The organism is Flavobacterium ponti (assembly GCF_042652765.1).
In the GTDB taxonomy this organism is placed as follows: domain Bacteria; phylum Bacteroidota; class Bacteroidia; order Flavobacteriales; family Flavobacteriaceae; genus Flavobacterium; species Flavobacterium ponti.
In genome coordinates this window covers 78,751-87,758 of the sequence record NZ_JBHSGW010000021.1, presented here as the reverse complement: position 1 = coordinate 87,758, position 9,008 = coordinate 78,751, and the positions used below count along the sequence as shown (strand labels likewise).

The 9,008-nt window shown below is 28.4% G+C and carries 10 protein-coding genes; 4 read left to right on the top strand and 6 right to left on the bottom strand.

All coding sequences use genetic code 11. The features are described 5' to 3' along the window. A partial coding sequence (locus ACFO3U_RS08160) for a helix-turn-helix domain-containing protein (protein ID WP_379740399.1) occupies positions 1 to 270 on the bottom strand: 270 nt, incomplete at its 3' end. Between the two features lie 292 nt (positions 271 to 562). Between ACFO3U_RS08160 and ACFO3U_RS08155 the strand changes: the two genes are divergently transcribed. The 3 genes from ACFO3U_RS08155 to ACFO3U_RS08145 all read left to right on the top strand — a co-directional run bounded on the left by ACFO3U_RS08155 (position 563) and on the right by ACFO3U_RS08145 (position 2,815). Then, positions 563 to 1,720, top strand: coding sequence for a M14 family zinc carboxypeptidase (locus ACFO3U_RS08155; protein ID WP_379740396.1), 1,158 nt, complete (start codon positions 563 to 565; stop codon positions 1,718 to 1,720). A gap of 61 nt (positions 1,721 to 1,781) precedes the next feature. Beyond that, complete coding sequence (locus tag ACFO3U_RS08150) at positions 1,782 to 2,261, top strand: Lrp/AsnC family transcriptional regulator (protein WP_338378218.1); 480 nt, start codon at positions 1,782 to 1,784, stop codon at positions 2,259 to 2,261. Positions 2,262 to 2,308: 47 nt separating this feature from the next. After that, complete coding sequence (locus ACFO3U_RS08145; protein ID WP_379740393.1) at positions 2,309 to 2,815, top strand: DinB family protein; 507 nt, start codon at positions 2,309 to 2,311, stop codon at positions 2,813 to 2,815. 33 nt (positions 2,816 to 2,848) lie between these two features. Here the strand turns inward: ACFO3U_RS08145 and ACFO3U_RS08140 are convergent, their stop codons facing one another. From ACFO3U_RS08140 to aroB, 4 genes are all read right to left on the bottom strand, one after another. Continuing rightward, entirely contained in the window at positions 2,849 to 3,154 is a 306-nt protein-coding gene (locus ACFO3U_RS08140) for a hypothetical protein (RefSeq protein ID WP_379740390.1), read from the bottom strand. 86 nt (positions 3,155 to 3,240) lie between these two features. Next, on the bottom strand, positions 3,241 to 4,212 hold the full coding sequence (locus ACFO3U_RS08135) for a deoxyhypusine synthase family protein (protein WP_379740387.1): 972 nt from the start codon (positions 4,210 to 4,212) through the stop codon (positions 3,241 to 3,243). Positions 4,213 to 4,346: 134 nt separating this feature from the next. Beyond that, on the bottom strand, positions 4,347 to 5,750 hold the full coding sequence (locus ACFO3U_RS08130; RefSeq protein WP_379740384.1) for an arginine decarboxylase: 1,404 nt from the start codon (positions 5,748 to 5,750) through the stop codon (positions 4,347 to 4,349). 284 nt (positions 5,751 to 6,034) lie between these two features. Then, positions 6,035 to 7,105, bottom strand: coding sequence for a 3-dehydroquinate synthase (aroB, locus tag ACFO3U_RS08125; RefSeq protein ID WP_379740381.1), 1,071 nt, complete (start codon positions 7,103 to 7,105; stop codon positions 6,035 to 6,037). A gap of 96 nt (positions 7,106 to 7,201) precedes the next feature. Between aroB and ACFO3U_RS08120 the strand changes: the two genes are divergently transcribed. Beyond that, positions 7,202 to 8,368 (top strand): proline dehydrogenase family protein, encoded by a 1,167-nt coding sequence (locus tag ACFO3U_RS08120; protein WP_379740379.1) that lies wholly within the window; start codon positions 7,202 to 7,204, stop codon positions 8,366 to 8,368. Between the two features lie 60 nt (positions 8,369 to 8,428). On the opposite strand, the gene ACFO3U_RS08115 is transcribed toward ACFO3U_RS08120, so the two are convergent. Then, a complete protein-coding gene (locus ACFO3U_RS08115; protein WP_379740376.1) occupies positions 8,429 to 8,974 on the bottom strand; it encodes a hypothetical protein in 546 nt (181 codons plus the stop codon). Positions 8,975 to 9,008 lie beyond the last annotated feature (34 nt).

Genomic DNA, 9,008 nt, shown 5'->3' with positions numbered 1-9,008 from the left:
TTTTTTTTCGGCTTGAATAATTGTTGGAGTAGGAGTAAAATCATCTTTAGGAAAACTTCCTTTTCCATTTAAAATCCATTCTAAACTTACCTCAGGAAATTCTTCTACAAGCTTCATAATAAAATCTAAACTGGGCTTATTTCTTCCTGATAATAAATGCGACATGCTAGAGCGTTGTACACTAATTTTATCAGCAAAAGAGGAAGCGGTTAAACTATAATATTCTAGAATTGTTTCTAATCTTTTGATGAAATCTTCGATGTTTACCATTGTAAATAGTGTATATTGAATTACTTGTTACAAATGTAAATAAATAGTTTTGAGATAGCAAATTTACTTTTGTAAACTGCAATTTTAGAACTAACAAACACTTTAGTTGAACCATTATAAAATGCTGGTTATTAATTAAATGAGTTTTATTTTAGATTTTGTTTCTTATTGTAAACATTAACATTTGAAACAGCTTTAAATAACGTTTACATAAGTAAATTAATATGTAAATTTAACTGTTTACAATTGTAAAAAATAAGTTGTTTACATTTGTAATTCATAAATGTAAACTATGCAACACGAAGAAATTTTTTCTACTTATACCAATAAAGAAATAAAAGGTAGACATATTACCAACGAATCTATAGAGCCAATTTTAAACAAATTGAACGATGATTTTAAGGTCAAAATTGAAGGAAAATCAGTCTTAGAAAAACCAATTTATTCTGTGCAATTTGGTCATGGAAAAACTAAAATTTATATGTGGTCGCAAATGCATGGTGATGAAGCAACTTGCACAAAAGCCATTATTGATTTCTTTGAATTGGTATCAAATCATAAGGAATATTCAAATTTTATTCAATCAAAATATACCTTATATATTGTTCCATTAGCTAACCCAGATGGAGCGGAAGTTCATACTCGAGAGAACATAAATAAGGTTGATTTAAATAGAGATGTACAAGAAAGTACACAGCCAGAAAGTAAAATATTGAAGCAAATTTTCGAAAATTTTCAGCCACATTATTGCTTGAATATGCATGATCAAAGAACTATTTATGGTGTTGGTGATACAGATAAATCAGCTATAATTTCATTTTTAGCTCCAGCTTACAATGTAGAAAGAGATATAAATGAGTATCGATCTAAGGCTATGTATATAATAGGTAAGATAAATAATGTCTTGCAAACTTATATTCCTGGACATGTAGGAAGGTATAATGATGCTTATTGTGATAATTGTTTTGGAGATTATTTTGCATCTAAAAATGCTGTTACCATTCTTTTTGAAGCTGGTCATCACCCAAATGATTATATGAGAGATATTACAAGAAAATATATTTTTATAAGTCTTTTAGTAGCTTTCGATAAAATTCACGAAAACGTTTTAGTTGATGATAATAATTCAGAATATTTTAAAATTCCTGATAATAAAGTTAGTTTTTTTGATATTCTTTATAAAAATGTCAAAATAATTGAAAATGGTAACGAAAAAATAATTAATTTTGCTTCTCAATATAAAGAAGTAGTAAAAGACGGAAAAATTCTTTTTGAACCTTATCTGGTTACGATAGAAAATGACGGTCAGAAGTACTTTGGACATATTGAATATGATTTAAAGGAAGAGTTGTTTAGTTCCAATTATTGCTCAGTTCCAGTAAATGATGTTAAGTCTGATTTTTTAATCGGAAAAAACAAAGAGTTTATCGATGGAATACTAAAACAATAATAGATTCGTTCTTTTAATGATTAAAATTTAATTTTTTTGTACAAAATTTATAAAAAACAATATGAGTAAGTTTAGATTAGACGAAGTTGATCACCAAATATTGGATATGTTGATTGATAATACTAGAGTTCCTTTTACTGATATAGCTAAGAAATTGCTTATTTCAGCTGGAACAGTACACGTAAGAGTTAAAAAGATGGAAGATGCAGGAATTATTCAAGGTTCTTCTTTAACGTTAGATTATGAAAAATTAGGTTATTCTTTTATTGCTTATGTAGGTGTATTTCTTCACAACACTTCTCAAACTAAATTTGTTTTAGAAAGAATTAGTGAAATTCCTTTTGTAACTGTTGCTCATATTACTACTGGTAAATTTAATATTTTCTGTAAAATTAGAGCAAAAGACACTAAACATGCTAAAGAAGTAATCTTTATGATTGATGACATTGAAGGTGTTTATAGAACAGAAACAATGATTTCTCTTGAAGAGAGCATAAATGACAAAAAACGATTAATGCATACTATTTTTAAAGATATGTAAACCAATTATGAAGCCTCTTATTGAGGCTTTTTTTATACCAAATATGTATGGAATTAAATAAAAACGAATTTGCTCCTTTCTTTGAAACATATATTAGTTTGTCTAAAAAGATGAATTTTCAAGATAACTTTCTTTCTAATATGGAAAATAGTGTTGCTTTTTTTAATGCTATACCAAAAGATAAATTAGATTATCGTTATCAGCCTGAAAAATGGTCTATAAAAGATATTTTATTACATATTATCGATTGTGAACGCATATTTCAATATAGAGCATTGCGTATTTCAAGAAACGATGCAACTCCTTTGCCAGGTTTTGAAGAAGATAATTATGCTGTTGAAGCAAATGCAACAAATCGTTCGTTAGAAAGTTTATTAAACGAGTATAAAACTGTTAGAAGTGCTACTTGTTCTTTATTTGATAGTTTTAATGATCAACAATTAATTTTAATGGGCAATGCTTCAGGAAAGAATATTTCAGTTAGAGCTATTGGATTTATAATTCTTGGGCATGAATTGCATCATATAAAAATTATAAAAGAAAGATATTTGTAATAAAAAAGCACTCAATTGAGTGCTTTTTTGTATCTAATCTTCCTCTTCAGGAGTTTCATCTGCTATTTCAAGATCATTTAATGACTCTAAGTTATCTTCTGCAGTATCATCTATATCATCGTCATCTTCAAAATTTTCGATTCTATCTGCTAGTTTAGTACTTACTTTTACTAAAAAAATAGTATCTTCTGTTTTTACTTCAACAGCTTCAACTGTTTCATTTTTAGCATTTTTGAATCTAATGATATCTGAATCATCGTATCCATCTGGAAATCGCTCTACTAGTAGTGTAAGGATTTCATTTGTTAATTTAGCGTAATCAACAATTACTCGTTTCATTGGGTTGTATTTAATCTTAAATATTTTTCAAATGTAATATCCTAATTTATATTATCAAAGATTTTTTTTCAAAAAAATGAAAATAATTAATTTCCTAATATATAAGCAAAAATCAGCGGTGCTACTATGGTTGCATCTGATTCAACGATAAACTTAGGAGTATTTATATCCAATTTTCCCCAAGTAATCTTCTCATTTGGTACTGCTCCAGAATAAGAACCATAACTTGTTGTTGAATCGGAAATTTGGCAGAAATAGCTCCAAAAAGGAATGTCTGTCATTTCCATATCTTGATAAAGCATTGGTACAACACAAATTGGGAAATCTCCTGCAATTCCACCACCAATTTGGAAGAAACCTAATCCTTTTCCACCTGAATTTTTTGGATACCAATCTGCTAACCACATCATGTATTCAATTCCACTTTTTGTTGTAGAAACTTGTAATTCTCCTTTGATACAATAAGATGCAAAAATATTTCCCATTGTACTATCTTCCCATCCTGGAACCACAATTGGTAAGTTTTTTTCGGCTGCAGCAACCATCCAAGAATCTTTAGGATCTATTTCATAATATTGTTCTAAAACTCCTGAATTAATCATTTGGTACATAAATTCATGTGGAAAATATCTTTTTCCTTCGCTTTCTGCTTTTTTCCAAATATCAATTAAGTGTTGTTGTAGTCTTCTAAAAGCTTCTTCTTCAGGAATACAAGTATCTGTTACACGATTATAGTGATTTTCTAATAAATCCCATTCTTCTTGAGGTGTTAAATCTCTATAGTTTGGAATTCTTTTGTATGAATTATGAGCCACTAAGTTCATAATATCTTCTTCCAAGTTAGCACCAGTACAAGAAATAATATGAATTTTATCTTGACGAATCATTTCGGCTAATGATTTTCCCATTTCAGCTGTACTCATTGCACCAGCTAAAGTTACCATCATTTTTCCATTGTCTAATAAATGTTCTTCATAACCTTTTGCAGCATCAACCAGAGCAGCAGCATTGAAGTGTAAATAATTTTTTTCTATAAATTGACTAATTGGTCCTTTCATGTTTGTATGTTTTTTTAGGCATTAGATTTTAGGCAAAAGCCAAAAGGCATTAGGCAAAAGCCACAAGTCATAAGCCAATTGTTTTTATTCAATATTTTTATTCTATTATCAATTATCTATATTCTTTTTCCACATTACTCTTTATTCTCGTATCCTAAAATTTTCATGATATCTTCAGCTTTTTGTTGTTCTGAAAATACTTCTGTTGCTATGATTCCGTTTTCATCTTTATCAATTAAGATGTGTTTTGGTTGTGGAATTAAACAGTGGTGTAAACCTCCAAATCCTCCAATAGTTTCTTGATAAGCTCCAGTATTGAAGAATCCAATATATAAAGGTTTTTCTTTGTTGTATTTTGGCAAGTAAACAGCATTCATGTTTTGTTCTGAATTGTAATAATCATCACTATCACAAGTTAAACCACCTAAAAGAACTCTTTCATAAGTGTCATTCCAGCGGTTTATGGCCAACATTACAAAACGCTTGTTGATTGCCCAAGTGTCAGGTAGAGTAGTGATAAAAGAACTATCAATCATGTTCCATTTTTCTCTATCGTTTTGTTGTTTTTGATATAAAACTTGATAGATAGCACCACCACTTTCACCAACTGTGAACGAACCAAACTCAGTAAAAATATTTGGAACATCTACTTCTGCATCATCACAAGCAATTTTGATTTGGTTGATGATTTCGTCAATCATGTATTGGTAATCATATTCAAAGGCTAATGAATTTTTGATAGGAAATCCACCACCAATGTTCAAGCTATCTAAAGTAGGACATTCTTTTTTAAGAGCAATGTATACTTTTAGACATTTTAATAATTCGTTCCAATAATAAGCTGTATCACGAATTCCAGTATTGATAAAGAAGTGAAGCATTTTCAGTTCTACTTGTTTATTTTCCTGAATTTGTTTTCTGTAAAAGGGAACAATATTTCTATATCCAATTCCTAAACGTGAAGTATAAAACTCAAACTTTGGTTCTTCTTCAGCAGCAATTCTAATTCCTATTTTGAATTTTCCTTCAATTTGTTCTTGTAAAAGATCTAATTCTTCATAATTATCAATTACAGGAATCGTATTTTTTTGTCCGTTATTGATTAAACGAGCAATATTATCTACATAAGCATCACGTTTAAAACCATTGCAAATTACATAGGTTTTTTTAGTGATTTTTCCTTCAGCCAAAAGATTCTCTACAATATTGATGTCAATTGCAGAAGAGGTTTCAATATGAATGTTATTTTTAAAAGCTTCATTCATAATAAACTGAAAATGAGAGCTTTTTGTGCAATAGCAATAATGATAGTTTCCTTCATACTTATGTTTTTCCATTGCTTTTCTAAACCAACCTTTTGCTTTGTTGATATTATTAGAAATTTGAGGTAAATAAGTAAACTTTAAAGGTGTTCCATATTGTTCAACCAACTTCATTAAATCAATATTGTGAAATTCAAGATTGTCTTTGTTCAACTTGAATTCTTCCTGAGGGAAATAAAATGTTTGATTAATTAAGTCGTAGTATTTTGTATTCATTAGTTTTTGTTCTATTTAGTATTAATTAAAAATTTGAAAATCAGTAATTTAGATTATTCAAACCCTAATATTAGCAAATATAACGACTAATTTTTCTTTAAAGGTTTTTGAAAGTAAAAATAATTCAACGTTTAGTTCATAAAACAAAGCAGTGTTCAATTGAATATCAATTGTTCTACTTTCATTTCTTTCGGAATTCTTTGTATTAAATGAGTATGCGTTATCTTTCATTGCAACAAAGGTAAAAATTAATTTACTTTATTGATAAGGATTGTATTAATTTTTTATGAAGATTTATAATCATCAAAAGCTTTGTAAATCAATTCATTGTTAGCTTCTTGATTAATTTTTATGCTGCCAATTCCATCTAATAAAGCAAATTGAATTTTTCCAAATTCATTTTTTTTGTCATAAATTAATAATTCGATGATTTTTTCAATATCATTTTTATCAAACAAAATTGTATCATACATATCTTTTAAAATGTACTTTATTTCATGGTATTCTTCTCTTGAAAGTAAGTTTTTTTCCATTGAAATATGACTTTCCAAAATCATTCCAATAGCAACAGCTTCACCATGTAATAGCTTTGTTTTACTTTCATTTTCAAGAAAATAACTTTCAATGGCATGTCCGAGTGTGTGTCCAAAATTCAACGCTTTTCTGATACCGTTTTCAGATAAATCTTCTGAAACAATTTTGTTTTTAATTTCAATAGATTCATAAATTAAAGCAGACAAATCATCACCATCTAATTCAGATAATTTTTTGAATTTATTCCAATAGTTTTTATCATAAATTAATCCATGTTTTAACATTTCAGCTAATCCTGAACGCATTTCTAATTGAGACAAAGTTTCCAAGAAAGAAGGAATTACAATTACTGCTTTTGGCTCTCTGATAATACCAATTTGATTTTTCAATTGACCTAAATCAACACCATTTTTACCACCTATTGAAGCATCAACCATTGATAATAAAGTAGTAGGGACATTTATAAAATCGATTCCTCTTTTAAAAGTACAAGCTACAAATCCACCTAAATCAGTAACAACTCCACCACCAAGATTGATTAAAATGCTTTTTCTATCTCCACCTAATTCTGTTAAAGCTTGCCACAATTGCATACAAGTTTCAATATTTTTGAATTCTTCACCATTTTCAATTTCAACGATTTCAATTTCAATTTCTGTAGCTAAATTGGCTAAGAATGTTGGCAAGCAATATTGACTTGTATTTTCATCCACTAAAACGAAAATTTTAGAATATTTCGTAGGTAAAAGTAATTCAGAAAGATACGAATAGCCTTCTTCATTAAAAAAAACAGAATATGTATTGGCTTTTATGGTTTGCATTATGGAGTGTTTCAATTTAATGCAAAATAAGGTATTTTTTATTTAATAATATATAACACTACCGTATATTTGCATACATTTTTTGAATGATATACAATGGAAAAAATATTTACAAATACACAAACCGCTTTTGCCTTAAAAAGTGATTCTGAGTTAGAGAGAGCTTACTTTTTGTTTAAAATGATTGAAAGTCAGCCACTTGTTCGAATTGGAACAGCAGTTACTAACTTTGCATTAAAAGCACATTTACCTGTTGAAGGTTTAATTCGTTCTACTGTTTTTGATCATTTTTGTGGTGGTGTCAATGAGAATGATTGTTTGAGTGTTGTGGATAAAATGTATACTAAAGGAGTTTCATCGGTTTTAGATTATTCTGTGGAAGGAAAAGAAGCTGAAGACCAATTTGAAGCTGCTTTTGCCATGACAATGAAAACCATTGAGTTTGCTAAAGAACGTGATGCTATACCTTTTGCAGTTTTTAAACCAACAGGTTTAGGACGTTTTGCTTTGTATCAGAAAATTGGAGAAAATAAAGAACTTACAGCTTCTGAACAAGAAGAATGGAATAGAGTAGTAGAGCGTTTTGACAAACTTTGTAAAGCTGCTCACGATAAAGATGTTGCGGTTTTGATTGATGGTGAAGAAAGTTGGATGCAAGATGCTGCAGATGCTGTTGTAGCTCAAATGATGAAAAAATACAACAAAGAAAAAGCTATTGTTTTCAATACGTTGCAAATGTATCGTTGGGACAGACTGGATTATTTGAAAAAGTTGCATGAAGAAGCAAAAGCTGAAGGATTTTACATTGGAATGAAATTGGTTCGTGGAGCTTATATGGAAAAAGAAAACACTAGAGCAGAGGAAAAAGGATATACATCTCCAATTTGTGTTTCAAAGCAAGCTACGGATGACAATTACGATGATGCTGTGACTTATATGTTAAATCATATTGACATAATGGCCATTTTTGCAGGAACACATAATGAAGAGAGTTCTTATAAGTTGATGCAACAAATGAAAGAAAAAAGCATAGCAGCAAATGACTCTCGAATTTGGTTTGGTCAATTGTATGGTATGAGTGATAATATCAGTTACAATTTAGCAGCTCATGGCTATAATGTGGCTAAATATTTGCCTTTTGGACCAGTAAGAGATGTGATGCCTTACTTAATAAGAAGGGCAGAAGAAAACACTTCTGTGGCTGGACAAACCAGTAGAGAATTAAACTTGATTAAGGAAGAGAAGAAGAGAAGAAAATTATAAATATAAAAAATCCCGATTTAATTAGAATCGGGATTTTTTATATTAATGTTGAGTTGAAGTTTAAAAAATTTCATAATTATCAATCTCTTCAATAATTTTCCATTTTCCATTGATTTTTTTCATAACAACAACTTTCGAAAATTCATTATACATACCAATTGATTTATTTATGTAGAAAAAAACTTTTTCTTTATTATCTAAAAATAATGGTTTTGATAAACTATAATAAACTGCTTCATCATTTATTTTTTTATTATTACTCTCTTTTAAATAATTAAAAAAATCATCTATCAATAACACATTTAATTTTTTAAAATCTTTCAATTTCCAATCTTCCTTAATAGTGTCATTTTTATATTTTGTATATAAATTATTAAAATCACTAAGGGAATATGTCTTTGAACCATTAAATTTAGTTACACTATCTGTTTTGTTGGCAATTCCAATACCTCTCAGTATATTGATAGTGTTTTTTGGAGATAGCTTTTCTTTTATAATTATTATATCTTCTACTTGTTCATTTTGAATCATATAATTAATAATTGCTTTGTTTGAATTACATGAATAAAAACTAAATAAAATTAATAAAAATATAGGCTTTTTCATTTTTTTTATTGTAAATATTGTACAAACAATTTAA

Coding starts and splice junctions, on each gene's coding strand:
- ACFO3U_RS08115 (WP_379740376.1), bottom strand. CDS start 8,974: ATGAAAAAGCCTATATTTTTATTAATTTTATTTAGTTTTTATTCATGT.
- ACFO3U_RS08120 (WP_379740379.1), top strand. CDS start 7,202: ATGGAAAAAATATTTACAAATACACAAACCGCTTTTGCCTTAAAAAGT.
- ACFO3U_RS08140 (WP_379740390.1), bottom strand. CDS start 3,154: ATGAAACGAGTAATTGTTGATTACGCTAAATTAACAAATGAAATCCTT.
- ACFO3U_RS08130 (WP_379740384.1), bottom strand. CDS start 5,750: ATGAATACAAAATACTACGACTTAATTAATCAAACATTTTATTTCCCT.
- ACFO3U_RS08145 (WP_379740393.1), top strand. CDS start 2,309: ATGGAATTAAATAAAAACGAATTTGCTCCTTTCTTTGAAACATATATT.
- ACFO3U_RS08155 (WP_379740396.1), top strand. CDS start 563: ATGCAACACGAAGAAATTTTTTCTACTTATACCAATAAAGAAATAAAA.
- aroB (WP_379740381.1), bottom strand. CDS start 7,105: ATGCAAACCATAAAAGCCAATACATATTCTGTTTTTTTTAATGAAGAA.
- ACFO3U_RS08150 (WP_338378218.1), top strand. CDS start 1,782: ATGAGTAAGTTTAGATTAGACGAAGTTGATCACCAAATATTGGATATG.
- ACFO3U_RS08135 (WP_379740387.1), bottom strand. CDS start 4,212: ATGAAAGGACCAATTAGTCAATTTATAGAAAAAAATTATTTACACTTC.